Origin of the sequence: Arcanobacterium buesumense (genome assembly GCF_012563545.1) — a bacterium.
Lineage (GTDB): Bacteria > Actinomycetota > Actinomycetes > Actinomycetales > Actinomycetaceae > Arcanobacterium > Arcanobacterium buesumense.
The window spans coordinates 1516768-1540756 of record NZ_CP050804.1; the positions used below are offsets into that span (position 1 = coordinate 1516768).

Sequence of the window (23989 nt, forward strand, 5' to 3'; positions counted from 1 at the left end):
TACTTACTTCTTCTTACCAGCAACGGTACGCTTTGGACCCTTACGAGTACGTGCGTTCGTCTTGGTACGTTGACCGTGGACTGGAAGGCCACGACGGTGGCGCAGACCCTGGTAGGAACCAATTTCAATCTTGCGACGAATGTCAGCCTGGATCTCACGACGGAGATCACCTTCGACCTTGTAGTTTTCGTCGATATGGTTCTTTAGCTTAACGAGATCATCTTCAGTCAGATCCTTAACGCGAGTGTCCGGGTTAACGCCGGTAGCGGCGAGGGACTCAAGGGCGCGGGTATGACCAATGCCGAAAATGTAGGTAAGTGCGATCTCAACTCGCTTTTCGCGAGGGAGATCCACACCGGATAGACGTGCCATATGTGTGGCTCCTATATGTTCATTCCGAAGGTGTGGAGCATTGTCGTCCCGATTGGGTTTTGGCCTCCGGACCAAAAGATTGCGCGATGCGCTGACAATGCCTGTTCAGTGCGTTAGGACTTAGCCTTGACGCTGCTTATGGCGTGGGTTGTCACAGATAACCATGACGCGACCGTGCCGGCGAATAACCTTGCAGTTATCGCAAATGCGCTTAACGCTTGGCTTGACCTTCATAGTCTCTAGCTTTCTTTGTCGGTTGACGCAACGTTTAAGCTACGTTCATTAACGGGGTTACTTGTGGCGGTATACGATACGACCACGCGTCAGATCATAGGGCGTAAGCTCAACAACGACGCGGTCCTCTGGAAGGATCTTGATGTAGTGCTGACGCATCTTCCCAGAGATGTGTCCGAGCACTACGTGCCCGTTATCTAGTTCGACGCGAAACATTGCATTTGGCAGTGCTTCAACGACAACACCTTCAATTTCAATGACGCCTTCTTTTTTCGCCATTACTCCCGCTAACTTCGATTGGTTTCTATGACCGCGGTTGCGCTCATAGTTTGGTGCACTAGACCCATATCAATAGATACAAGACACCAACGCTCTATAATACGTGATTTTACGTCGAAAATGATAGCCCTTCAGACGTGCATCTCGTCACTGACCAGCATTCACCTATTACAGTGACGAGATCACCACGATCATTTCATCCCTCGCGGAACATTACCCCCATGGATGAGTCGGGATAGTGCCATTTCAATAACCCTGGTGGGGCTATTGCCAGACAAGTTCCGCACTCCAAACAAGCAGCATATTCGACCGATACCGATTTATCTGCTTCCTCAGTGTAGACATGTGCTGGGCATACACGTTCAAGCAACTTGCCTGCGCCAGTTGCACGAGCCATATCTTGATTAACCACGATATGAGAATTACCCTCATCTACTTCGTAGATATTACCTGCTAATCTCTCGGTTACTGATGTTGGTTTATAGTATGTCATTAGAGGCCCCTCACTGCTTCATATCCAATACGTGCAAGACGCTTCATCTTCAATCCTGATTGCTTAAATGCCGTCAAAGCTGTTTTTATAAGCGACTTACGTGGCGACAAATCGAGGTTATAGACACCGAAAAGTACATCTGCTATGAGCTTTCCAATATCGCCATACATTTCCTTATTATGCTCTAAGAAAGCTGGGGCCCGCTTATAGGTCTCCATATCCTTTCCCGCGAAACTATCATTGAAGTATGAGACGTATGTCTGTAACTTTTCTTTGCTGTAATCTTTTTGATTAAGGGCCTCATTAACTGCCTGCGCAGCCGCTTTCGCTGAGCATGCAGCTAAATCCATACCACGCACAGTAAAACCAGTATTTAAAGTTAACCCTGCTGCGTCGCCAATCAGCACTAACCCATCATGGACGAGATCATGCTGCATTTCTTTACCGCCCTCAGCAACCAAATGGCAACCGTATTCTAGTAACTCCCCGTCCTTTAAAAACGGAGCAATAAACGGATGCGTCACGAAATGATCGTGAATGTCGGATGAAGCCAACTCACGCTTTTGCAGATCTTCCAGCATAAGCACTACCCCAATAGAGATAGAATCCTTATTCGTGTACATAAAACCGCCACCAGCAACACCTTGAGTACAATCACCAACAATTGCATAAGCAGCGCCTTCATCATCTCTGAGATTAAATCGCTCTTTGATTATATCCTCGCCTATGCGAATGACAGATTTCACTCCTACCCCTAGTTGATTTGCCCGATTACGAGAGCGTAAACCGGCGTACTCTGCTAAGAAGGAATTCACACCATCGGCTGCAATCACGATGCGAGCACGTAGCTCATCTTCTCCAGCTCGAACACCAACTACACGATTAGATTCCAAAATCAACTCGTCAACCTTGATGCCCGGCATCACAGTCACACCGATTTCTTCGCACTGCTCCGCTAGCCACGGGTCAAACTTTGCTCGTAAAACACTGACCGCATTGACAGGATCAGCTAATCGTTGATCCCAATAATCTACGTTAACTGCCGAATCTTCATTCAAGAAGCTCAAACAGTTACGGGTAATACGTCGTTCGATTGGTGCAGACTCGAGAAAATTTGGAAAAATCTGTTCCATAATCCTCGAATATAAAATACCCCCAGATAGATTTTTACTCCCCGGCTCAACACCACGTTCAATCAGCAACACTTCATGCCCTGCCTTGGCTAGGAGATATGCTGAGACAGAACCTGCGATGCCTCCACCAACAACGATGACATCAAAATCATATTGTTCTTCGCTCACGATTCAATCGCTTTCGTTAGTTGCGGAAGGACATCATATAGGTCACCTACAATGCCATAGTCCGCTATCGAGAAAATTGCTGCATTTTCATCCTTATTCACGGCAACAACAATTGTTGAATCAGCCATTCCTGCTGTGTGTTGAATCTGTCCGGAAATGCCGACTGCTGCATATATTTCTGGAGCAACATGCTGACCTGAGATTCCTACGTATGTTTCGCGGGACATCCAACCGTTACCTTCTGCAAGAGGGCGGGAGCATGCTAATTCTGCCCCCAGAGCTTTTGCTAAATCACGAGCAATGTCGAGATCAGCTTCCTGTGCGAAACCGCGTCCTACAGCAACCAACCGCTTAGCGGCAGATATATTAACGCTCTCAGCTTCAACAAAATCTTCGGAAATAACCGTTGCATGGTAACTCATACCATTAGTGTTCTCCTCAGTTGGAATGTTTCCCTCGGACTCACCACCTCCATCGATGATTGCCACTACAGGCCCTTCGAATTCCACTGTTTCATTGGTAATCCCACCGAAACGTCCAACTATTGCAGTTGTTTGAGACAACTCACGAACTGATACTAACACTGGTGCAACTAAATGGGCTGCTACAGCTGTCCCCAATACACGCTCAGCCTCACCCTGACGTGCAACGATAACATCACCGCTATTAGCTTGGATTGTTTCAATTACAGCAGGAACAGAAGCTTCAAATGGCACGCCATCAGCAACATCTATCCTGATGACATGATCAACACCTTTAACTTCAGCTTTGCCCACAACAATTGCAGTAATCTTGTCAAATTTTCCACCTAAACTGTCTACTATCGCTTTGATACGTGAGTCGGTAGTAATAATCCATGCTTGAGACATAATCAAAATCCTTTCGGGTAGCTAATTTACAAAATTCCGTCTGACTTAAGAGCTGCAACAAATTCTTCGACCGCGTTATCACCAGCGAAAATCATCTTCTTTCGCTCTTGGACAGGCGGTTTGACGAATTCAATAGAACGTAGTTGCGGATGCGCAAGGGAAAGATCATCAGTTTCTACAGTGTCCAGCTTTTTCTTTCCGGCTGCGAGAATATCCTTCATAGAAGGTACTTTGACAGCTACAGCATCGGAAGTTGTGGCAACCACTAGCGGACCTTCAACTTCAATCGTACGAACGCCTTGTGAAGATTGCTGTTGTACAACATAACCGTTAGCGCTTTTTTCAATGGAAATAACTTCTTGGAAAACCGGCCATCCAAGAAAACCTCCTATAAGCCCCGAAACAATGCGAGCGCCGTTATCAAGTGAAGAATCTCCAGTGATAACTAGTTCAGCATCGGCAACTTTCTTGACTAGCTCGGCAAGCACACTGGCTACCGTAGTTGCACTCCATTCGCGAGCACCATCATCGGCTACAACAAGAGCTCTATCCAAGCCCTTCGAAAGAGCATTCTTCTTGGCCATTGAACCGGCAACATCTGCTCCACCGACGCTAATCCCAACAACTTCTTGGCTGTCCGCATCAGCTATTTTACGAGCCAAGGTAATAGCTACCGAATCATATTCAGATACCGAAGCTTTAGCTCGTGACCAATCAACTTCTCCGTGAGAATTAACTACTGCATCTTGCGGATTTGCCGCATATTTGTATGCAACTACGATACTCATTTTTCCTTCTTTCTGTTTTAATTTAGTTGACCTGCTCTTATCGCTAAGAGTCTGGGTTTTGAGTAGGATTAGCTTTATCGATTCTATGGAGGCAGTGATGACTCAAAGCACCAATCAAAGTATCGGCCGTCCACGTGATCCTGCGATCGATAAGCGTCTTTTGCAGGCTACAATCGAGCTTTATGGCGAATACGGCTGGCACACCCTGACAATGACGCAAATCGCTAAACATGCGGGCGTAGGAAAGTCGGCTCTCTATAACCGTTGGAAAACTAAAACAGCCATTATCCATGACGCCTTCACGCAACTCATAAAAATTCCAGAGCCCACTGGAACCACCTTGCGAGAAATTCTTTACAATGAAGCTTCGTTTAGGTTGTATGCCTATCTTGGAGAGTACTCTAAACCGTTGCGACGCCTGCTTTTTGAAGCTGCCACAATCCATGAGCCCGAGATCTACGCTCTTTACCAATCGATTTCCCGAGAGCCAACTCGTGCTCTGGTACGTCGCTTGTGGGACTTTAAAATATCGGGCGAGATTCCTGAGAGTGTCTCGTGCGTCCGAATCACAGATGCACTTGAGGGATCTATCTTGATGAGGACTTTCTATATTGCGGCAGATCAAAAATCGTGCTTCATTTCGGCTCCCGAATCTTACTTGAGCACTCTGGTCGATGAATTGTTGGCATTGTGCCACAAGGTTCAACCATAGCGTTCTAAGCGTGCTACCCCGCTTTTGTAGCTGACAATAGTTAGTCACCATTTCACGTTACTCCCCATGTAGTGTTTTTCCACATGTCGTATCTCGGCACTGAGCACAGTAGGTTCGCCGTGACCTGGAAAAATTTTGAGGTTAGCATCAAGTTCAGATAACTTTGCTAAGCTTTTCACAAGAGTCGGATAATGCCCTAGCGCATAATGCGTAGCGCCTATTGCCCCCTTAAACAAGGTATCGCCCGTAAATAAAATTCCATTCTTTTCACTCAATAGGCATACCGATCCGGGTGTGTGGCCTGGCGTATGAATCACTCGAAGATGCTCATTACCAAAATTGATAACATCTCCATCGTTCAAAAGTTGTTCACAATTTAGTACAGAATATATTGACCCTTCATCTAGGAATCCCGAAAATTCAGGCCTAGCTGCCACAACTACATCGTCTTTTCCAATAGCAACTTCAGTGGCAAAGTGCGAACGCAATTCGTTCACTGCGCCAATATGATCAGAATGCCCATGAGTGAGTACTAGCTTCGCTACTTTTCTATTACCAATGGCATCGAGCAGTCTAGTAGGTTCTGCTCCAGGATCAATCACGATAGTAGAATCTTGCGAAGTTAATACATAGCAATTTGCCTGCCAAGATCCGACAACGTATTTTTCCATCGACAACATAAGATCACTTCCCTTCAAAATTAGGTGATGATGTTACGGAAAGTGGCAAACCGCGAGTTTCCGGAGCCCAAGCGATTGACACTGCTAACCCAATCAAAGAAATGACAGCAGCCCCAATCATTAAAAATTCCTTGCCATAGGTATCTAAAAAGCTTGGAAGGATATAAATGGACACAACCGTACCTATACGGGAAAATGCCGTCGCAAGTCCCATAGCGCTCGCTCGAATATCCGTTGGGAATAACTCATTGGGGTAAAGCCACTGCAAATTTCCTGGTCCCCCAGAAAATAGTGCATACAGACTAAAACAAATCACAACAACAAACGCATGTGGCGTAGGGATAATACCTAACACCGCAGTTGAGACAGTCATTCCTACGAAACTCCAAATAATGAGTGGACGACGCCCCCAGTGCTCGGCAAGAATCATTGCTGGAATAGTCCCCAATAAAAACATAGTCCCGATAACGACTTCGCCGATCAATGCACTATTACCATCAGCTAAGCCCACTTGAGCCATAATTTGAGGACCATACGTATAGATGGCAAACATCGGAATTACTTGGCAAAGCCAAATCACCGAGACGAACAATACCCGTCTTAAATAGGTCCCCTGAAAAAGCTTCCGGTAGGAAGTTTTTTCGGTAACCTCGTCGTCGATGTGATAACCCGGGCCATAAATACGATCAATAATTTCTTGTGCTTCTTCTTGTCTACCACGCATATGCAACCAACGAGGCGACTCTGGAATTGACCATCGTCCAATTAAAATAAGTACGCAGGGCACAACTGAACTGGCAAGCATCCAGCGCCAAGAGTGAGAAAAAGCCATAAGCACATACCCTACTATCAACGCAACATTAGCTCCCAAATACCACACTCCGGCGATAATACCCAAGCAGATCGCACGGATACGCCGAGGCGCAAATTCAGCAATGATTGCCGTTGCAATAGGATAATCCGCCCCAATTGCAACACCTATCAGAAATCGTAAAACCACAATATGAAGTGGCGAATCAACTGCGAGAAAGAGAAGGGAAAGGAAGATAATCATCGCAAGGTCAACGATAAACATCTTCTTACGTCCCAAAATATCTGTTGCCCATCCGCCTACGAGAGCGCCAAACGTCAATCCAACCAACGCAGCAACTCCGATTAGACCACTCCAATGCTGGTCAATATTCAGGTCTGGTTTCATTTGAATGAAGGCTACACTCACAATGGAGAGCACGTATCCTTCCAAAAAGGGACCACCGCTTGAAAAAGCAATGACCTTTTTGAGGAATCGTGTCGTCTTAACATCGTCAAGATGTTTTGACATTATCTTCCTTCCCTTCTCTTTATTCATTGTTCAGTAGAGCTATTAAGCCTTACTCGAACTCAATGATTCCCCAATTCAAATGCGGCTTTGCACCTGTTTGTTCACTATCTTCATCGACCAACCGGAATCGTAGTTCTCCCTCGCCTACTTGCCATAGCTCAGTCTTAAGTGTGGTACCAGGAAGCACTGGTGAGGTAATACGCGTCTTGAATCGCTTAATACGCTCCGGTTCACCCGGCATATACGCATTAATTGCATGGCGCATAACAACACCCGCATAAGAAATTGCGTGAAGAATTGGCCGTGGTTCACCGTTTTCTGCAGCATATTCCCAATTAATATGCTGTGGATGATAATCACCAGACAAGCGGTAAATTAGTGCTTGATTCTCCGGAATACGTTCGGTAACAACAACATCTGGTTCGCGTTCGGGCATATCAACGATATCCTTCGGCGCAGCCGGACCACCCCAACCGCCGTCATATATCAAGCAATCCCACGATTCATTCGTGAATAACAACTTGCCATCTGAATCGTAAGTATCGCCAATATGCTGGGCTAGAAGGCCTCGTCCTGCCCCTCGGTCGTATAAACCCTCAAGCTTAACCATCGTTTCTACACGATCGTTTAGCTTGGTAATTGGCTGATGGAATTTAATATCAAAGCCCCAGTGCAATGAACCTGCATAATTGTATCCGTAATCAATCGTTCGGGTAACTTCCGAATCAACAATAAGCATCGCGCCAAACATCGGAAGCACTTTAAGTTGAGGATTACGTTCGTCGTGTTCGTCTAAATACTCAAGGCCATCTTTGCCGTCGATACCGGCACCACAACCCAGAGCAAAGAGTTCTAGATCTCGGAAGGTATACTCACGCACAAACGGACCAAAAGTCTGGCCGACCATACTAGTATCAATTGCCATGTTTTTCTCCTTAGTTATTACTTCGCATCATTACGAAGTTGTTTAATTAGTAGTTTTCCGTACAATCCACGTGGAATTTCATTACGAAATTCCACAATGGCTGGAACTTTGAAATCTGCCAAAGATTTCTTTGCAAACTCAATAACATCTCGTTCAGTTAACGATGAATTTGTACTCACAACAATGGCTTTGGGTACCTGATCATAAATTGGATCTGGAATACCAATAACAGCTACATCTTTAACTTCATCAAGCTGACTCAAGACAAGTTCAATTTCTCGTGCGGAAATATTTTCCCCAGATCGCTTAATTAGACGCGCATCCCGTTCAACAAAATAGAACCATCCTTCGTCATCTCGATAACCCACATCCCCAGTAGCGAGCCATCCATATGAATCTATCGTCTGCTTAGTATCTTCTTTTCCACGCCAATATCCTGCCATCAAAGTTTTACCTTGAATACCGCGAATGTATATACGCCCTTCTTCGTAAGGGAGAGCCACGCTTCCATCGTCGCGTCGTATCTGCGCCTCGTAACCAGGACCTTCAATACCCACAGCGGGCCACTTACTAGGACCATAAGGTATATCCGTTAGCACACCTACGAGAGTTTCAGTTAAGCCATAACTATTTACAATCTCTACATTGAAACGCTCTTTATACTCCCGCATTTCATCATCATTAATCGGCAAAAAATAATGCACAAAACGCACATTATGCTTTTTCTCTTCTTCATCGACAGGTTGCGCAAGCATCGTTCGCGCTATCATTGCCATCGATTGAACTAGCGTTGCACCGTAGGAACACACCTGTTTCCAAAAACGGCGAGCGCTATACCGCGATACAAAAATTAACGAAGCACCAATTGTTATAACGGGCATTAATGCCGAGAGTTGGAAATTCACATGCGTGCCCATCATCGACGTTAAATAACGATCACGTGGAGTCATCGCCAACTGCCAATTAACGTAAAATCCGGAAAATACAAAATTGGCATGTGTCAGCATAACACCCTTGGGGCATGCAGTTGTCCCGGACGTGAACATTATTTGCGCCAGATCTGTACTACAAATATGAATTTCTTTATCAAATTCTGGAGAATAATCATCGGCAAGTCGGGTGCTCTCTTCCAGCCATAGAACTTTTTGCCGATGTTTTTCCGGAAGCTCAGGAAAGACTAATCCCTGAATGGCGACGAGTTTAGGAGTACTTGTGGAAAGCAGATGGTCGTATTCGCTACTCGTAAGCGTTGGCAGCATTGGGACTACCACTGCCCCTAATTTACTTGTTGCCAATATCCATTCGATCAATTCGACTGAATTGCACATAATAAGCGCAACACGATCGCCTTTCGAAATAGAAAAACGCTCAGAAAGCATATTAGCCGTTTGATTCACCCGAGAATCAAACTCCCAGTAAGTGAAGGAAGTTGCCTTTCCAATTGAATTATCAATAAAAACAAGGAATTCTTCATTTGGACGTGTTTGTACACAGTTATCCCACATCATTGGGATTGTTTGACCACACATTTGAGGCAACTCCTTCACTTACCAGAACCTATGATCTACGCTTCGTCAATTTTGACAGTTCCGTTTTCAATGAAACGTTGAATATCTTCTTCACTGAACCCAGCACGTTCGAGCAAATACTTCGTATCCTGTCCCAAACGTGGCATTGGACGCCAAAATTCTCCTGGAAAGTTCTTGAACTTCGGGAATGTATTCAACCCAGTGACAGTTTTCCCTTCGCCGTTTTCCCACGTGATGAAAGTGTCACGTTCCTTTATATGCGGATCGCTAATGACATCCTCGAACTCGTTAATAGCCTGAGCCGCCATCTTGTGTTCGGAAAAATCTCTTTCAACATCATGACGTGACTGCGTTGACAAGTATTCTTCGAGCTTCTGTTCAATAAGCTCTGCCTGTGGATTAGACTTCCACAACGCTGAAGTTCCTTCTGGAATATCCTCAGTTCCCCACAAATGCCCAAGACCAATAACTTCAAGAAGGTACCTATTTTGTGGGACACCATAAATACACAAGGCTATGAACCCATCTGCACATGCATACTCGCCAATTGCACACAGATTTTGGTGTCGGCCACCCGGACGAGGATACTTAACACCTGCGTTAAGATAATCCATCATGTAATACGAACCGACACGCAGTAGCGTCTCGTGCATCGCAAGGTCAATCGACTCTCCTACGCCGCTTACCTTAACCTTGTGCAACGCTGCGAGTGATGCCGAAATGATCATCAATGAGTTAATGTAATCACCAGTATAGGGATGCATTCCTACTGGCTGATCCTCGAAACCATTTTGCGCGACCATACCAGAATATGCCGCAACTGTAAGGTCGTACGCAGCAGTATTGATCCGCGACTGTTTGCCACTTTGCCCAAATCCAGATACATGAACAATCACAAGGCGTGGATTAATCTTCCACAATACTTCGTCGGTAATTCCTTTACGTGCAAATACCGGACCCTTGGATGATTCGATAAAGATATCAGCATCTTTAATCAAACCAAACAGTACTTCTTTTCCCTCATCTGAAAACTGGTTCATAGAGATAGAGCGCATATTACGACGTTCCATTTCTTTAACCCATGTAGTGTCACGCATCGAATCGCCATTCCAATGGTTTTCTACCCAGGTAACGTCAGCGCCCCATTCTCCCATTATTGCTGCCGCAGTAGGGGCAGCAATCTCCATAGCAGAGTAGACCACCTTAATATCATCAAGAACACCAAAAGATGGTTTAGTTGTTTCTATTTCATAGTTATTAGTCATCTTTTTCTCCTTACCGATACTCACGCAAAGCCTGCTTGCCAGCAGTTAGAATCATCATTTCGTCAGTGCCACCAGAAACACGGTCTACCCGAATATCGCGGTAAAAACGTTGCAAGCGATGTTCACCTGTGATTGCCACTCCAGAAAGTACCTGTAGAGCTTCGTCGACGACCATGGTGGACGCGTGAGAACAGTAATACTTGGCCATAGAGCAATCTCCTCGACCCAACTCGCCTCGTCCTTGCTTCCAGGCAATTTCGTAAAGCATATTTCGCATATTGGTAATAGCGACTTTCATATCTGCAAATTTGAGTTGAATCAGTTGGTGAGCCGCAATTGGCTTTCCTCCTTGAATACGCTGATTTGCATACTTCGCTGCGTCTTCAAATGCACAAAGTGCAGTACCGTAATTTGTCAAGGCAACAAGGAAACGTTCTTGATCGAAATCCTTAACGCCACGCATGAAAGCGTTTCCCTCTTGACCAAAGATGTCGCTCTCATCAAGTTCAACATTGTCAAAGTAAAGTTCAGCAAGAGAATCCATACGCAACCCTAGCTTGGCTAGTGGTTCCCTAGTCACACCTTCCTTAGACATATCTACAATCCACTCGGTATAAACCGACATATCTTCACTATTACGCGCCATAACAATCATGTACGGCACTTTCATCGAGGAAGTTTGGAACGTCTTATGTCCATTGAGGTACACTTTGCCATCACGACGAGTGTAAGTTGTCTGCATATCATCCCAAGATGATCCGGCACTCGGCTCAGTCATAGCAAAATTATAGATTTGATCTCCGGTACCCAAATATTTCAAGAACATCTGCTGTTGTGGCTCACTACATTCACGCATAAGCCCGGCGATTCCCGGAAGTTGGTATAGGACGTAAGTAGGCCCACCTTCTCGCCCCAATGCCTCATATACAGCCGTAAGAGTGATCCAATCCATTCCTAGACCATCAAATTCCTCAGGCAAGAGGATTCGATCAAATCCGAGCTCACATAAAGCAGCTACCCAACGGTGGGGGTACTCTTTATTGGCGTCACACTCACGAAAGTATGCTTCCCAGTTTTCACTCTTCATCAGATCAGTGAATGAGTCAACGATGAGTTGCTGATCTTCAGTTAACGAAAAATCCATTGTTTTCCTTCCCTTCAGTGGCTTCAATTCCACTTTTGTTTCTGTTATTTGCTCTGGCTTTTGAAAAATACTGCTGCTCGTTTGAGACACTTACCGACTTCATCAATAAGCCTTCCATGATGGATAAAACCGTGAATGACGCCGGGTATCTCCACAAAGTCGTGCTCAATTCCGTAACTACGATAAATATCCGCAAGAGTACGCGAATCATCCTTTAACGGGTCTAAACCGGCAGCAAGAATAAACGCCGGTGGTACATCTTTTAGATCTTGCGAAAGGATATCGACAAATGGTGCAAATTCATCTTCTGGTTGGCTTAAATATAAGTTTTTATACATTTGGAAATCAGACTCGGTTAAACCATCCCATGGACCGCCTAGACGGCGAATTGATCTAGAGTCGTGAAGACCAAACCAGCCATAAATGAGAAGCATTGCCCGAACCGGAGCAGAACACCCTTCAGCCTTCATTTTCAAGAATGTCCCCATTGACATATTGGCACCACCGGAATCTCCGGCAAAAGCTATCTCCAATGCATCAACATGCATTTCTTGACCACGTTCTCGCACGTACTTAATTACGTCGATAGTTTCTTCGATCGCTTGTGGGTACTTAGCTTCTGGAGCAAGCGTATAGTCTATTGAAACGACGTTTGCCTCAGCTTCTTGCGCAAGCACACGCGTGATTCGATCGTGTGTGTCTACACTCCCTAGCGCAAATCCGCCACCATGAATAAAAAATATTACCGGAGCAGGCTCGGCACTTAAGCCACCACGATATAGCCGACAACTCACATTGCCATGTCGAGTTGGGACTAATATATTTTCCGAAGGAACCTTGGGCCCACCTTCATTCCACCATTTACGCTCTTGTTCGTAGGCAACTCGCATTTCCTCAATCGTTTGTCCGGGACGATAAAGGTCAGCGGCTAACCTGTTTTGTTGTGCTAAAGCTTCCTTTTGCGAAGGAGCTAATAGATCTGAAATATCAATCTTATTCGGCATTCTCACTTACCCCCCGATTGAGCATTTTCAGACGAAGCATTCAGACGCTTGACGTATAGCAACAACAGTGCCGAAAAAGTAGCAGCGAGCAACGCAGAACCAGCGAGAATATAGAAAATAATTGGGTACGCATCGTTACCCTGTTCATCAATTATTGAGCCGAACCAAGCTGACGAGAAAGTGTCAGGTAAGAAACCAATAACTGACAGTAGACCAGTCGCCGTACCAAAAACTTTTAATGGAACTTTTCCTTCAGATAACTGCGAAGAAACGACACCAAAAACACCGTTAGCAACAAAGCCAAGCAATACGACGATGATTGCAGCCACCACTGCCATGCCCGCATTTTGTGGCAATACGGTAAACGCAACGAGAGAAATCGCAACTATTATGGACGAAACGGCAATAATACGTGAAGGAGAACCAACAGCTTTTGCGATGAACCCAAACGCCGGGCCAGAAAGCAAGGTGACACCATAGGTACGCAAAATTGATACAACGGTTACTACTCCTAACGATGCCCCCATAACGTCCTGGAGATACGGCGTCGTGTAATTGACACCGGTGTAGTAGAAGTACACAAAAAACATCGTCAATGCAGACAACCACACTACCGGGTTACGGAAAGCAACGAATGCCATGGAGAGACTAAATCCGCCGTTTGCCGATGAAGCAATTTCACCTTCGAAACGAGGAATGAATAAGTAGGATAAAATGCCTAAAAGCAAAATGAGTACACCGAGGAAGATAAGCATCGTCCGGATGGCCATGATCATATTGCTTGCCATCCAAGAAACGATGACTAAGGAAATCAGACCCACTAATAGACCTGCTGCACCATAAAACCCATACGATATTCCAATGTTTCGCGAATACTCTTTTTCTTCCGAAATCAACCGTACAAGCTTAAAGCGGATACCCCACCAAATGAGAATAGTCGTAATACCCATACCGACGAAAACTATATAGAGCATCTGCACAGAAGGTAATAGAGCATAGATAAAAGTAAGAACTGCTGTACTACCAAATCCCACCCAAGCAAGAGTTCGAGTACGAATCTTATCGGCGATCACTCCCGATGGCAGATAACAGATGGTTGCGGTAATTGCATAAGCGGAGAGCATTTTTCCAATCTCAGCATTATTAGCACCGGTTGCCTGCATTAACGGATCATAAAACACGTTTTTTAGGTATGCAGGAGTATAGATGATTGAGCTACCAATAGAGACAAGTATGAGCAGAAAGAACCGGTGGCCACGGCTCAAATCTGAGGCATGTACTTCAGAACGTAGATGTTTCATAATATGGTCACTTTCATGAAAGGTATCAGGAGTGCAGAAGGTTCCAATGACAAAACCGAAACTAACGGCCGTGAAACTTTCGCATATAAAAAAATCGGAGTTAATTGCGGACTAGATGCGTCCTTAATTAACTCCGTAACCTGTGGCTTCTCGCTCGTTGGCGAGTAAAACCTTTCAGCATCACTGCTGGAAAGGATAAACCATTCAGCCATACCGTGACTATACCAATATAAATATTTTTTAAATTAGGGCTAATGTCCCCATCGGTTAAAAACAAAAGTAACTACACCAGTTAATTCAACTCAATGGAGCTACCGTAATACCAAAGCGAGCCAGCTCGCTAGCTCCCCCGTCCGGTTCGGTTAGCACCCAAATTCCTCCTTGATGCAAAGCCACCATATGCTCCCAATGGCAGGCATCCGCACCGTCGTCGGTAACCACAGTCCACTCATCAGCCAAGGTGTGGTTATCTTGCACACCGGCAGTGAGCATAGGCTCAATACATAAAACCATACCTGGCTTGAGTTTAGGGGTGCGAGCATCAATGGAATAATTGAGCACTTCTGGTTCTTGATGCATCGCATCACCGATCCCATGGCCGGTGTAATCTAAAACAATATCTGGACGAACACTATCATCTAGTGTCTCTACATACTCGTCAATCGCGTCACCAATATCGCCAACCCGCTTACCAGTGGCCATCGCAGCAATTCCAACCCACATCGACTCGCGGGTAATATCGCTCAAAGTCTGGCGAGCTTCGGTAACTTTCGGATCGCCACCGGGGATAACAACGCTAATGCATGCGTCCGCGTGCCAGCCGTCAACTACTGCGCCACAGTCAAATGAGACGAGGTCACCTGGTTCAAGAACGCGTGGCCCTGGGATGCCATGAACGATCTCCTCATTCACCGACGTGCAGATCTGACCTGGATAATCGTAATACCCATAAAAGTTCGACCGCGCCCCATTCTTATTCAACACCTCAAGAGCAACCTGGTCCATATCGGCCGTGGTCACTCCCGGACGGGCAGCAGCCCGCAACGCGGCATGAATCTGGGCAACGACCAAACCCGCTGTCCGCATTTTAATGATCTGTTCATCGGTCTTGTATTGAATTTTGTTTCCCACGTCGCTCTTCCTTCACTCCGATAATGGCGATAATAGTAAACTGCTAGCCACACATGTAGCTAGCAGTTTACTAAAATAGGTTACTTCAAACCCAGATGGTCTTTAACAGCACTAACGATTCGAGCACGCACTTCCTCAATCGTCCCCATGCCATCAACAGTAATGAGCTTATTACGATTTCGATAAGCACCAACGATCGGCTCCGTCGCCTCATGGTATACCGCTACCCGATGGGCGATAACGTCCGGAGTATCGTCTGCACGTCCTTCAATCTCAGCTCGCTTGAGCAACCGATGAGACACCTCTTCATCAGCAATAGAGATTTCGATCATCGCATCAATCTGTTCACCCTTATCGGCGAGCATCTGATCTAATGCGTCAATCTGCTCCAATGTGCGCGGATATCCATCGAGCAAGAACCCGTTCGTAGCATCCGCCTGTGCAAGCCGCCGCCGAACGATTTCATTCGTTACCGAATCAGGAACAAGATTCCCTTCGCTAATATATCGTTGGGCTTCAAGACCAATATCTGACTTTTCTGCAATTTCCGCCCGGAAAATCTCACCCGTAGAAATTGCTGGAATACCTAATTCTTGAGAAACCGCGGTAGCTTGGGTACCTTTACCAGCTCCCGGGGCTCCAGTAAGAATCAAACGAAAACTCATCGTAAGAATCCTTCATAATGACGTTGTTGAAGTTGGGCGTCAATATCCTTTACGGTCTGAAGTCCAACACCAACGAGAATGATGATAGACGTTCCGCCAAAGCTGAACGATGTCAAACCCATTTGGGTAAAGACGATTTGTGGAATCAACGCAACAATCGCCAAGTAAAGTGCGCCAACCCAAGTAATACGGTTAATGACATAACGCAGGTAATCAGCTGTCGGCTGTCCGGCACGAATACCTGGAACGAATCCGCCATAACGCTTCATGTTATCGGCAACTTCTTCTGGATCGAAGGTAATCGACGTATAGAAGAATGCGAAGAACAAGATGAGGAAGAAGTAAGCAACTAAGTACCAGAACGAATGCGGAGCAAAGTACGTACGAATCCACGCTGCCCATCCGTCTTGTGAAGACGAGAACTGGGCAAACATCGTCGGCATCGACAAAATCGATGAAGCGAAAATAACTGGAATAACGTTAGCCATGTTCAACTTCAGCGGGATGTAGGTCGACGTGCCACCGTAAGTGCGTCGTCCAACAACACGCTTTGCATATTGAACAGGAATACGACGTTGTGACTGCTCAACGAAAACAACCACGACGGTGATTGCCAGGAACATTGTCAAAACGATTAACACACCGAACCAGCCATGATTCGACTGGCTGACATTGCCAAGCATTGCAGGGAAATTAGCAGCAATACCGGTGAAGATAAGCAAGGACATACCATTACCGACGCCACGCTCAGTGATAAGTTCAGCCATCCACATAATCAAGCCAGTACCAGCAGTCATCGCTAAAATAGCAATCACGTACTTACCAGCAGATGCTTCAGGGATCGGATCAACACTACAGTTTTGGAACAATGCCCCATTAGCAACAGAAACGGTGACAGAGGATTGCAAGATCGCCAAGAAGATCGTCAAATAACGAGTGTACTCCGTGAGTTTAGCCTGGCCCGTCTGACCTTCTTTAGAGAGTTCTTCAAAACGTGGAATAACTACCTTCATTAACTGAACAATGATGGATGCCGTAATATAGGGCATAATTCCAAGCGCGAACACAGCTAGTTTTAGCATAGCTCCGCCCGAGAACATGTTGATTAATGTAAGTAGTCCTTCGCTTCCAGCCTCATCAAGACATTTCGTCACATTCTTATAAGAGACAAAAGGAGCTGGAATAAATGTACCGAGACGGTAAATCACCATAATCATGACGGTGAAGAGGAGCTTAGCTCGCAAGTCTGGGGTACGGAAGGCTGAGATCAGTGCGTGTAGCAAGGAAGTTCCTCCGATGTTGGATCCGGTTGATACCGGGCGCGGTATATCGGCAAGCCGATGTTAGGTCATGTCATAGCTTTAAAAGCTATGGTGGCTGGCTAAAGCCAGACACACGTACTGTGACAACTATACCCGGTATATAGTGGACAAATACAGTGTTAATTGAGTAATGTTTGAGACATTTTGCATGTAAAAGGCGGGCTCAGTATCATATGCGTGATACTGAGCCCGCCTTAAGTATTGTGAGCTATGCTCAGCGTTGCTCTAGCGAACCGCCTGCAGCTTCGATCTTTTCCTTAGCAGAACCAGACCAAGCGTCAACCGTGACGTTGACCTTAACGTTAATTTCGCCAGTACCGAGAATCTTAACGAGCTTGTTGGCACGAACTGCACCCTTAGCTACGAGATCATCAACGGTAATTGTGCCACCTTCTGGGAAGAGCGACTCGAGTTTGTTGAGATTAACAACTTGGTATTCGATCCGCGCCGGGTTCTTGAAACCACGGAGCTTAGGTAGACGCATATGCAATGGCATCTGGCCACCTTCGAAACCAGCCTTAACCTGGTAGCGAGCCTTGGTACCTTTAGTACCGCGACCTGCTGTCTTACCCTTCGAGCCTTCACCACGGCCCACACGAGTGCGAGCCTTCTTGGCGCCGGCAGCTGGGCGTAGATCATGTACCTTTAGAACGTCAGCCATCAGGCCACCTCCTCCACAGTAACCAGGTGGGCAACCGTGCGAATCATGCCCCGGACAACCGGAGTATCTTCACGAATGACCGACTGGTGGATCTTGTGTAGGCCAAGTGAACGAACAGTATCTTTTTGATTCTGCTTCGTACCTACAAGACCCTTGGTCTGAGTAATCTTGAGTTTCATCATGCACCAACTCCTGCGGCGGCAGCTTCATTCTCAGCACGCTGTGCTTCGAGTTCGGCATCTTCGCGTTCCTTGGCTTCGTGCTCGGTACGCTTACGAAGCATTGACTTAGGAGCAACCGCATCCAGTGGCAAACCGCGACGAGCGGCAACTGCCTCAGGCTGTTCTAGTTGCTTCAATGCTGCGATGGTACCGCGAACAATGTTAATTGCATTGGAAGAGCCCAAAGACTTTGAAAGAACGTCGTGAATTCCAGCGCACTCCATGACCGCACGAACTGGACCACCGGCGATAACACCGGTACCAGCGGAAGCTGGGCGAAGGAGGACGACGCCAGCAGCGTCTCGTCCTTGGACCAAGTGCGGAATAGTGGTGCCAATACGTGGAACCTTAAAGAAGTTCTTCTTTGCTTCTTCGGTACCCTTTGCGATTGCAGCAGGTACTTCCTTTGCCTTGCCGTAGCCAACACCTACGGTGCCGTTGCCGTCTCCAACCACAACAAGTGCGGTGAAGGACATGCGACGTCCACCTTTAACGGTCTTAGCGACACGGTTAATCGTCACGACGCGCTCAATATAAGCGTTGCGATCCTCGGCGCGACGATCGGTGCGACGATCGCCACGGCGATCATCACGACGGTTATTACGCTCGTTGCGTGAGCCGTCGTTCTCCGAGCCATTGGCTCGTCCTCGCTGCTGTGCAGCCATAAGAATTTCCTCTCGTTTTGCCAATTTACAGGGTCAGACCAGCTTCACGGGCGCCTTGCGCAACTGCAGCAACGCGACCATGATACTTGTTACCACCGCGATCGAAAACGACCTGGGTGATACCGGCGTCAACAGCACGCTTACCGACGAGTTCGCCAACAACACGTGCTTTATCGACCTTGGAATCGGATGCGGCGCGCAAATCAGCTTCGAGCGTCGAGGCGGACACAAGAGTCTTGCCTACGGTGTCGTCGATGACCTGTGCAACCATGTGGCGATTTGACCGAGTAACTACTAAGCGTGGACGCTCGGTAGTACCGGAAATACGTTTGCGGAGTCGGATGTGGCGGCGAGTACGTGAAACGAACTTGCCCTTGCCCTTTGGAGTAACAGCCATCACTTACCAGCCTTTCCGGCCTTGCGGCGCACGTATTCACCAACGTAGCGAATACCCTTACCCTTGTACGGCTCAGGCTTGCGAAGCTTACGAATTCGAGCTGCCATCTCGCCGACTTGTTGCTTGTTGATACCACTGATCGAGAACTTTGTTGGAGCTTCAACTGCGAAAGTGATACCTTCTGGAGCTTCCACGAGAATCGTGTGCGAGTAACCAAGGGAGAATTCGAGATTCGAACCCTTGGCAACGACGCGGTAACCAGTACCAACGATTTCGAGGGCCTTGGTGTAACCTTCGGTCACACCAATGACATTGTTTTCAATCAGTGTACGGGTCAAACCGTGCAATGAACGCGCAACGCGATCATCATTTGGTCGACGGACAACAATGGTGTTGTCTTCAACTTCAACGGTGATTGGAGCTGGGACAGTATGAGCGAGTTCGCCCTTTGGCCCTTTAACTGAAATTACATCGCCATCAATTTTGACGTCGACACCAGCCGGGATAGTAATTGGGAGCTTACCAATACGAGACATTGTTACACTCCTTCCTTACCAGATGTAGGCGAGGACTTCCCCACCTACGCCCTTGTCTTTAGCCTCACGGTCGGTGAGCAAACCAGAGGACGTAGAAAGAATTGCTACGCCAAGGCCGCCAAGAACCTGAGGAAGATTTGTGGACTTCGCGTAAACACGAAGACCCGGCTTCGAAATACGACGCAAACCAGCAAGCGAACGCTCACGGTTTGGACCGAACTTCAAGTTGAGGGTGAGCGTCTTGCCCACCTGGGCATCTTCGACTGTGAAGTCGGCGATGTAACCCTCACGCTGAAGGATGTTGGCAATATTTGCCTTCATCTTCGAGTACGGCATTGAAACCGACTCGTGGAACGCCGAATTGGCGTTGCGCAGACGCGTGAGCATATCTGCAATTGGGTCTGTCATAGACATCGGGCTTTTGCCCTTTCTCGTCGCGGTTTCCTATTAAGACCTGCGACGTAGATTCTTACCAGCTGGACTTCTTGACACCGGGCAGTTCGCCACGGTGGGCCATCTCGCGCAAGCAAACGCGGCATAGGCCGAACTTGCGGTAAACCGAGTGTGGACGGCCGCAACGCTGACAACGAGTGTAAGCGCGAACGGCGAACTTAGGCTTACGAGCAGCCTTTACCTTGAGTGAGGTCTTTGCCATCTTCGTCAGTCCTTCTTGAACGGGAATCCAAGGTGACGCAGCAAAGCACGTCCCTCTTCGTCAGTCTTAGCAGTCGTGACCACGGTAATATCCATACCGCGGACGCGATCAATTTTATCCTGGTCGATCTCATGGAAGACAGACTGTTCGGTTAGACCGAAGGTGTAGTTACCATGACCATCGAACTGCTTAGGCGAAAGACCGCGGAAATCGCGGATACGAGGCAAAGCAGTGGAAAGAAGACGATCGAGGAACTCCCACATACGATCGCCACGCATAGTTACGTGGCAACCGATTGCTTGGCCTTCGCGCAACTTGAACTGAGCGATGGACTTACGAGCCCGGTTGATCTGCGGCTTCTGACCAGTGATCGCGGTAATGTCGGCAATTGCGCCTTCCAAAACCTTCGAATCACGAGCTGCATCGCCGACGCCCATATTGACGACGATCTTCTCTAGACCAGGAATCTGGTTGATATTTGCGTACTTGAACTCGTCGTTCATCTTGGAACGAATGTCGTTAGCGAACTTAGTCTTCAAACGCGGAGTAATTTTCTCGCTCACAGTTCGATTTCCTTTCCACCACGACGTCCGATGCGCTCACGCATGATCTTCTTGCGACCATTACGCTCAACTTCAACCTCACGGAAACCAACACGGATTGGCTTCTTATCTGAGCCAACGAGGGCCACATTGGAGATGTGAATTGGAGCTTCAACAGTCTCAATACCACCAGTGGCAGCACCACGCTCGGTACGGCCGACCTTGGTGTGCTTCTTTACGCGAGCAACGCCTTCGACGATGACGCGGTCTTCAGCTGGGATGACAGCCAAAACTGTTCCCTGCATGCCCTTGTCACGTCCAGCGATTACCTGAACTAGGTCACCCTTCTTGATCTTCGCCATATCTCAGATCACCTCCGGTGCCAATGAAACGATACGCATGAACTTCTTATCACGAAGCTCACGAGCGACGGGGCCGAAGATACGGGTACCACGAGGCTCGTTCTCGTTCTTCAGGATGACAGCTGCATTTTCGTCAAAGCGAATGTATGAGCCGTCAGCGCGACGAGTGCTCTTCTTTGCACGGACGACGACCGCCTTAACGACGTCGCCCTTCTTAACATTTCCGCCAGGAATGGCATCCTTGACGGTGGCGACAATCGTGTCGCCAATTCCGGCGTAGCGCTTGCCAGAACCACCGAGAACACGAATGCAGAGGATTTCCTTAGCACCGGTGTTGTCAGCGATCTTAAGCCGCGACTCCTGCTGGATCATTTACATTTCTCCTGTCGTCGTGCCGGTTCTCGTTTTACGAGCCTTGCCGAACGGATGGTTTGCTTTCCCGGGCGTTGCCGCCCGGGATACATCACTTAGCCTTTTCGATAATCTCGACCACGCGGAAATGCTTGGTCGCAGACAACGGTCGGGTTTCCATGATACGTACGAGATCGCCAACCCGGACCTCGTTAGATTCGTCATGGGCCTTGACGCGCTTGGTACGAGTCATAACCTTACCGTAAAGCGGGTGCTTACGGCGGTCTTCAACTTCGACCACAACGGTCTTGTCCATCTTGTCAGATACTACATAACCACGGCGAACTTTGCGATGGTTTCGCATTGTGGTATCAGTCAACTTTTCTTGCTCGCTCATGTGGGACCTCACTTCTTAGCCGTCGGAGCGGTGCGAATTCCGAGCTCACGCTCGCGGGCAATGGTGTAAATGCGTGCGATATTGCGACGCACTTCCTTAAGACGACCGGAATCTTCCAGACGGTGGGTCACGGCGGAGAAACGAAGGTTGAAAAGTTCTTCCTTCGATTCCTTCAGACGCTCTGCGAGCTCAACGTCATTAAGCTTATCGAGCTCTTCAGTGCTGATGCCTTTAGCCATCATTCACCATCCTCACGAGTAATAAAACGGGTCTTCATTGGGAGCTTGTGCATAGCGCGCAACATTGCTTCACGAGCTAGTTGCTCTGGCACACCAGCAAGTTCAAACATGACACGGCCAGGCTTGACGTTTGCTACCCAGGTTTCTACTGGGCCCTTACCAGAACCCATACGAAGACCGAGAGCCTTCTTGGTCAACGGGCGATCTGGGAAGATGTTAATCCACACCTTACCACCACGCTTGACGTGACGGGTCATGGCAATACGTGCTGCCTCAATCTGACGGTTGGTAATATAAGCCGGCTCCAGTGCCTGGATACCGAATTCACCGAATGCAATCTGGTTTCCGCCCTTGGACATGCCCGAACGAGTCGGACGATGCTGCTTGCGGTACTTTGTGCGGCGGGGAATGAGCATGTAACTCAGGCCTCCGTTTCCTGGGTAGGTGCCGGCTCGGTTGCCGGTGCTTCAGCCGGTGCAGCCTTCTGCTCTACCGACTGGTTCGAACGTGCACCGCGATTTGGACGATCACCACGTCGACCACGACGTTCACCACCGCGTCCACCACGGCCACGTGGTGCTTCAGCGAGTGAACGATAGTATTCGGCGTCGGTAACGTCACCGCGGTAGATCCATACCTTCACGCCGATACGGCCGAAGGTGGTGCGTGCCTCATAGAAACCATAGTCAATGTTGGCGCGCAGGGTGTGCAGTGGGACTCGACCTTCACGGTAGAACTCTGCACGCGACATTTCTGCGCCGCCAAGACGACCGGAACACTGAACACGAATGCCCTTAGCGCCAGCGCGTTGCGCGGACTGAATACCCTTACGCATTGCACGACGGAAAGACACACGGGCTGCTAGCTGCTCAGCAATACCCTGAGCAACAAGCTGTGCATCAGCTTCTGGATTCTTAACCTCGAGAATGTTGAGCTGTACGGCCTTGCCGGTCAACTTCTCAAGATCCTGGCGAAGACGATCAGCTTCAGCGCCACGGCGACCAATCACAATACCCGGACGGGCAGTGTGAATGTCGATGACAACGCGCTCGGTGCGACGCTCGATGTTAACGCGGGAAATACCAGCGCGTTCGAGGTCGTTTTCCACCTTGCGGCGAATCTTGATGTCTTCTTCAATGTAATCGCGGTAGCGCTGACCTTCCTTGGTGGAGTCAGCGAACCACTTCGACCGATGTTCGGTGGTGATACCGAGACGGAAACCGGTCGGGTTTACTTTCTGTCCCACAATCAGGCTCCCTTCTTCTCGTCACCGACGATGACGGTGATGTGGCTTGTACGCTTCATAATGCGATTCGCACGACCCTGAGCGCGTGGCTGGATGCGCTTCATCGTTGGGCCTTCGTCAACGTATGCGGCGGTGATCTTAAGATCAGCTTCGTCGAAACGTTCGTTGGCCTGCTCAGCGGCGTAACGGGCATTTGCCATAGCCGATTCAAGAATCTTCTTGATATCGATGGCAATAGCCTGTGGTGCGAACTTTAGTAGGTCGACCGCTGCAAGAGCACGCATTCCACGGATCTCATTGATCACGCGACGTGCCTTCTGCGGCGTTACACGTACGTAACGTGCTTGTGCCTTGGCTTCCATAATCCTGCCTAACTCTCTGC

34 protein-coding genes are annotated in these 23989 nt (G+C 47.8%); 1 reads left to right on the forward strand and 33 read right to left on the reverse strand.

Going from position 1 to position 23989, the window contains the following annotated elements; translation table 11 throughout:
* Nucleotides 1–3: 3 nt before the first annotated feature.
* From rpsM to HC352_RS07005, 7 genes are all read right to left on the reverse strand, one after another.
* Nucleotides 4–372 (reverse strand): 30S ribosomal protein S13, encoded by a 369-nt coding sequence (gene rpsM / locus HC352_RS06975; protein WP_091280295.1) that lies wholly within the window; start codon nt 370–372, stop codon nt 4–6.
* Nucleotides 373–492: 120 nt separating this feature from the next.
* Complete coding sequence (gene rpmJ / locus HC352_RS06980) at nt 493–606, reverse strand: 50S ribosomal protein L36 (protein WP_013170544.1); 114 nt, start codon at nt 604–606, stop codon at nt 493–495.
* A 57-nt stretch (nt 607–663) separates the two neighbouring features.
* Complete coding sequence (infA, locus tag HC352_RS06985; RefSeq protein WP_013170545.1) at nt 664–885, reverse strand: translation initiation factor IF-1; 222 nt, start codon at nt 883–885, stop codon at nt 664–666.
* Between the two features lie 196 nt (nt 886–1081).
* A complete protein-coding gene (locus tag HC352_RS06990; protein ID WP_168918205.1) occupies nt 1082–1378 on the reverse strand; it encodes a ferredoxin family protein in 297 nt (98 codons plus the stop codon).
* On the reverse strand, nt 1378–2679 hold the full coding sequence (locus tag HC352_RS06995) for an FAD-dependent oxidoreductase (RefSeq protein ID WP_168918206.1): 1302 nt from the start codon (nt 2677–2679) through the stop codon (nt 1378–1380). Before HC352_RS06995 ends, HC352_RS06990 begins: the two co-directional genes overlap by 1 nt.
* Nucleotides 2676–3548, reverse strand: a complete 873-nt coding sequence (locus HC352_RS07000; protein ID WP_168918207.1) for an electron transfer flavoprotein subunit alpha/FixB family protein — start codon at nt 3546–3548, stop codon at nt 2676–2678. Before HC352_RS07000 ends, HC352_RS06995 begins: the two co-directional genes overlap by 4 nt.
* Nucleotides 3549–3574: 26 nt before the next feature.
* Entirely contained in the window at nt 3575–4336 is a 762-nt protein-coding gene (locus HC352_RS07005) for an electron transfer flavoprotein subunit beta/FixA family protein (protein ID WP_168918208.1), read from the reverse strand.
* Between the two features lie 97 nt (nt 4337–4433).
* Here HC352_RS07005 and HC352_RS07010 point away from each other — a divergent pair, with 97 nt between their 5' ends.
* Nucleotides 4434–5048 carry a TetR/AcrR family transcriptional regulator gene (locus HC352_RS07010; RefSeq protein WP_168918209.1) on the forward strand — a complete coding sequence of 205 codons (615 nt, stop codon included), beginning with the start codon at nt 4434–4436 and terminating at the stop codon, nt 5046–5048.
* A 44-nt stretch (nt 5049–5092) separates the two neighbouring features.
* On the opposite strand, the gene HC352_RS07015 is transcribed toward HC352_RS07010, so the two are convergent.
* From HC352_RS07015 to rplV, 26 genes are all read right to left on the reverse strand, one after another.
* Nucleotides 5093–5728 (reverse strand): MBL fold metallo-hydrolase, encoded by a 636-nt coding sequence (locus HC352_RS07015; RefSeq protein ID WP_211080652.1) that lies wholly within the window; start codon nt 5726–5728, stop codon nt 5093–5095.
* A gap of 4 nt (nt 5729–5732) precedes the next feature.
* Entirely contained in the window at nt 5733–7049 is a 1317-nt protein-coding gene (locus HC352_RS07020) for an MFS transporter (protein ID WP_168918211.1), read from the reverse strand.
* A gap of 49 nt (nt 7050–7098) precedes the next feature.
* Nucleotides 7099–7974 (reverse strand): MaoC/PaaZ C-terminal domain-containing protein, encoded by an 876-nt coding sequence (locus tag HC352_RS07025; RefSeq protein WP_168918212.1) that lies wholly within the window; start codon nt 7972–7974, stop codon nt 7099–7101.
* 17 nt (nt 7975–7991) lie between these two features.
* Nucleotides 7992–9503: an AMP-binding protein gene (locus HC352_RS07030; RefSeq protein ID WP_211080653.1), complete on the reverse strand. Its 1512-nt coding sequence runs from the start codon at nt 9501–9503 to the stop codon at nt 7992–7994.
* A gap of 35 nt (nt 9504–9538) precedes the next feature.
* Nucleotides 9539–10768, reverse strand: a complete 1230-nt coding sequence (gene caiB / locus HC352_RS07035) for an L-carnitine CoA-transferase (protein ID WP_168918214.1) — start codon at nt 10766–10768, stop codon at nt 9539–9541.
* Between the two features lie 10 nt (nt 10769–10778).
* Nucleotides 10779–11912: a crotonobetainyl-CoA dehydrogenase gene (gene caiA / locus HC352_RS07040; RefSeq protein ID WP_168918215.1), complete on the reverse strand. Its 1134-nt coding sequence runs from the start codon at nt 11910–11912 to the stop codon at nt 10779–10781.
* 44 nt (nt 11913–11956) lie between these two features.
* Entirely contained in the window at nt 11957–12916 is a 960-nt protein-coding gene (gene aes / locus HC352_RS07045; RefSeq protein ID WP_168918216.1) for an acetyl esterase, read from the reverse strand.
* Nucleotides 12917–12918: 2 nt separating this feature from the next.
* Nucleotides 12919–14217, reverse strand: a complete 1299-nt coding sequence (locus HC352_RS07050) for an MFS transporter (RefSeq protein WP_168918217.1) — start codon at nt 14215–14217, stop codon at nt 12919–12921.
* 297 nt (nt 14218–14514) lie between these two features.
* A complete protein-coding gene (gene map / locus HC352_RS07055; protein WP_168918218.1) occupies nt 14515–15348 on the reverse strand; it encodes a type I methionyl aminopeptidase in 834 nt (277 codons plus the stop codon).
* Between the two features lie 80 nt (nt 15349–15428).
* Complete coding sequence (locus HC352_RS07060; RefSeq protein ID WP_168918219.1) at nt 15429–16013, reverse strand: adenylate kinase; 585 nt, start codon at nt 16011–16013, stop codon at nt 15429–15431.
* Complete coding sequence (gene secY / locus HC352_RS07065) at nt 16010–17296, reverse strand: preprotein translocase subunit SecY (protein WP_168918220.1); 1287 nt, start codon at nt 17294–17296, stop codon at nt 16010–16012. Before secY ends, HC352_RS07060 begins: the two co-directional genes overlap by 4 nt.
* Nucleotides 17297–17549: 253 nt before the next feature.
* Nucleotides 17550–17996: a 50S ribosomal protein L15 gene (rplO, locus tag HC352_RS07070; protein ID WP_168918221.1), complete on the reverse strand. Its 447-nt coding sequence runs from the start codon at nt 17994–17996 to the stop codon at nt 17550–17552.
* Nucleotides 17996–18178, reverse strand: a complete 183-nt coding sequence (gene rpmD / locus HC352_RS07075; protein WP_091280283.1) for a 50S ribosomal protein L30 — start codon at nt 18176–18178, stop codon at nt 17996–17998. Before rpmD ends, rplO begins: the two co-directional genes overlap by 1 nt.
* Nucleotides 18175–18882 (reverse strand): 30S ribosomal protein S5, encoded by a 708-nt coding sequence (gene rpsE, locus HC352_RS07080; RefSeq protein ID WP_168918222.1) that lies wholly within the window; start codon nt 18880–18882, stop codon nt 18175–18177. The genes rpmD and rpsE overlap by 4 nt, the downstream gene beginning before the upstream one ends.
* Before the next feature lie 25 nt (nt 18883–18907).
* On the reverse strand, nt 18908–19279 hold the full coding sequence (gene rplR, locus HC352_RS07085) for a 50S ribosomal protein L18 (RefSeq protein WP_168918223.1): 372 nt from the start codon (nt 19277–19279) through the stop codon (nt 18908–18910).
* A complete protein-coding gene (rplF, locus tag HC352_RS07090) occupies nt 19279–19815 on the reverse strand; it encodes a 50S ribosomal protein L6 (protein ID WP_168918224.1) in 537 nt (178 codons plus the stop codon). The genes rplR and rplF overlap by 1 nt, the downstream gene beginning before the upstream one ends.
* 15 nt (nt 19816–19830) lie before the next feature.
* Nucleotides 19831–20229, reverse strand: coding sequence for a 30S ribosomal protein S8 (gene rpsH / locus HC352_RS07095; RefSeq protein WP_168918225.1), 399 nt, complete (start codon nt 20227–20229; stop codon nt 19831–19833).
* 55 nt (nt 20230–20284) lie between these two features.
* Nucleotides 20285–20470 carry a type Z 30S ribosomal protein S14 gene (locus tag HC352_RS07100; RefSeq protein ID WP_013170568.1) on the reverse strand — a complete coding sequence of 62 codons (186 nt, stop codon included), beginning with the start codon at nt 20468–20470 and terminating at the stop codon, nt 20285–20287.
* A 5-nt stretch (nt 20471–20475) separates the two neighbouring features.
* Nucleotides 20476–21021 carry a 50S ribosomal protein L5 gene (rplE, locus tag HC352_RS07105; protein WP_211080732.1) on the reverse strand — a complete coding sequence of 182 codons (546 nt, stop codon included), beginning with the start codon at nt 21019–21021 and terminating at the stop codon, nt 20476–20478.
* A gap of 8 nt (nt 21022–21029) precedes the next feature.
* On the reverse strand, nt 21030–21374 hold the full coding sequence (gene rplX / locus HC352_RS07110) for a 50S ribosomal protein L24 (protein WP_168918227.1): 345 nt from the start codon (nt 21372–21374) through the stop codon (nt 21030–21032).
* A 3-nt stretch (nt 21375–21377) separates the two neighbouring features.
* A complete protein-coding gene (rplN, locus tag HC352_RS07115; protein ID WP_013170571.1) occupies nt 21378–21746 on the reverse strand; it encodes a 50S ribosomal protein L14 in 369 nt (122 codons plus the stop codon).
* Nucleotides 21747–21837: 91 nt separating this feature from the next.
* Nucleotides 21838–22122 carry a 30S ribosomal protein S17 gene (gene rpsQ, locus HC352_RS07120; RefSeq protein WP_168918228.1) on the reverse strand — a complete coding sequence of 95 codons (285 nt, stop codon included), beginning with the start codon at nt 22120–22122 and terminating at the stop codon, nt 21838–21840.
* 8 nt (nt 22123–22130) lie between these two features.
* On the reverse strand, nt 22131–22364 hold the full coding sequence (gene rpmC, locus HC352_RS07125; protein WP_168918229.1) for a 50S ribosomal protein L29: 234 nt from the start codon (nt 22362–22364) through the stop codon (nt 22131–22133).
* Nucleotides 22361–22777, reverse strand: a complete 417-nt coding sequence (gene rplP, locus HC352_RS07130) for a 50S ribosomal protein L16 (protein ID WP_168918230.1) — start codon at nt 22775–22777, stop codon at nt 22361–22363. Before rplP ends, rpmC begins: the two co-directional genes overlap by 4 nt.
* A gap of 5 nt (nt 22778–22782) precedes the next feature.
* Nucleotides 22783–23607 carry a 30S ribosomal protein S3 gene (gene rpsC / locus HC352_RS07135; RefSeq protein ID WP_168918231.1) on the reverse strand — a complete coding sequence of 275 codons (825 nt, stop codon included), beginning with the start codon at nt 23605–23607 and terminating at the stop codon, nt 22783–22785.
* Nucleotides 23608–23609: 2 nt separating this feature from the next.
* On the reverse strand, nt 23610–23969 hold the full coding sequence (gene rplV, locus HC352_RS07140) for a 50S ribosomal protein L22 (protein ID WP_168918232.1): 360 nt from the start codon (nt 23967–23969) through the stop codon (nt 23610–23612).
* Nucleotides 23970–23989: the final 20 nt, after the last annotated feature.